General features: G+C 30.1%; 2 protein-coding genes. Both read left to right on the top strand.

Translation table 11 applies throughout. The annotated features are described in order from the left end of the window. Positions 1-197, top strand: a 197-nt coding sequence (locus JML65_RS23960; protein WP_237390983.1) for a hypothetical protein, incomplete at its 5' end; no start/stop codon positions are given. A 286-nt stretch (positions 198-483) separates the two neighbouring features. Further along, a partial coding sequence (locus tag JML65_RS23745; RefSeq protein WP_237390982.1) for an RHS repeat-associated core domain-containing protein occupies positions 484-1,316 on the top strand: 833 nt, incomplete at its 3' end.

The following is a 1,316-nucleotide window of genomic DNA, read 5'->3' as shown; positions in this document are numbered from 1 at the left end:
TTTTCAAATCGCTAATAAAACAAATACCATATCAAAATATAAATAATCAAAAATTACCAGATGGTATTATTCATGATCCTTTTAATATATCATTCATGTTTAATGAAAAATCTGAGATAATTTATATATATCCCACAAGCCGATTATCTTTTTTTAAGAAAACACTTAAAAATACAGAGGTTATTGAAAATGAATAAATGATCAGGTAAATAAATTTTCTTCCGTAGCACAAAGTATCCCGCCTTTAAGTTAACATAACTAAACCTCACAAAAAGTGAGGTTTTTACATTCTAAAGTGATTGATTTGTATTCTAAACAAAATTTTAATACAGAAATGTTTTTGAGTTTATTATTGGGAATTATAAAGTATTTATATTTACCAGTACTACATAGACCAGTTGGGGAAATGTAAGGCTTTCTTGCGGAAGAAACAGCACAGGCGCTCTTGAAATTACAGATTCTAATGATTATTATCCATTCGGAATGAGTCATTTAAATACTGGAGCATCTTTCTTTGGACCGAGTACATATAAAAATTACAAGTACAACGGCAAGGAGTTGCAGGAAACTGGGATGTATGATTATGGAGCGAGAATGTATATGGCAGATATTGGAAGATGGGGTGTGGTGGATCCGCTGGCGGAGAAGATGAGAAGATGGTCACCATACAACTATGCATTTAATAATCCTTTGAGGTATATTGACCCGGATGGAAGACAAAGTACAGACATCTATAAATTAGATAAATCTGGAAATCTCACTTGGATGGCAGAATCTAAAACAGATGTTATTTATGCTGAAAAGAATTTTGATAGTAATGGGAAGTTAAAAACTGATAATGATGGAGGTGTAGATGTAGATGTAGGAGAGAAAGGTTATATAGCTGAAAATTTAAAAATCACAAAGTTAGGGTTTCAAATGCGTGATAATACTGGACATACAAGTGATAAGATATCAACATTAAGATTTGCTAATAATGAATCAAAAGCTTCAGAAATTGCAGAATATTTTTATAATAATACAAAAGTAGAAACTGCAAACTCAACATATACTGGTTCAAATAATACTACATTCTCTATTATATCTACTTTTCACTTAGAATCAGGTACTCCTATTGATCCCAAAAGATTTGTAGATAATTTTTCTTTAAATGGAAGTTATTTTTATCCAAGTACTTTAAAATCACAAGATCATAATCATCCAATGGGATTAAATATAGAGCCAAGTGGATTAGAATATGATAGTAATACAAAAACTTTTGTAAAATCTACAAATATCTTTATAAACCAACCAGGTACTATATTAGATACAAATGC

The sequence above is a fragment of the Chryseobacterium sp. KMC2 genome (genome assembly GCF_016756935.1).
Lineage (GTDB): Bacteria > Bacteroidota > Bacteroidia > Flavobacteriales > Weeksellaceae > Chryseobacterium > Chryseobacterium rhizosphaerae.
Note: the sequence above shows the minus strand (reverse complement) of the source record. Positions and strands in the feature narration are given on the sequence as shown.